Below are 210 nucleotides of genomic sequence, written 5' to 3' on the forward strand. Positions count from 1 at the left end.
GCGGCGCTTAAAGGCTGGGTGATGGCTTCGCGTGATAAAGACGCCGACAGCCTGATCATGTATGACCGCATGCTGCTGTGGCTGACCTTTGGTCTGGCAGCGATTGGTTTTGTGATGGTGACATCGGCATCGATGCCCGTAGGGCAACGCCTGGCAGGCGATCCCTTCCTGTTCGCCAAACGTGATGCGCTGTATATCTTCCTGGCGTTC

The 210-nt window shown here is 57.1% G+C and carries 1 pseudogene; it reads left to right on the top strand.

Annotation, left to right across the window (positions count from 1 at the left end):
* Positions 1-210 (top strand): annotated as a pseudogene (locus FDX22_RS15700) (cell division protein FtsW); the annotation flags it as partial.

This window comes from Citrobacter sp. TBCS-14 (assembly GCF_005280805.1).
GTDB classification, from domain to species: domain Bacteria; phylum Pseudomonadota; class Gammaproteobacteria; order Enterobacterales; family Enterobacteriaceae; genus Citrobacter; species Citrobacter gillenii.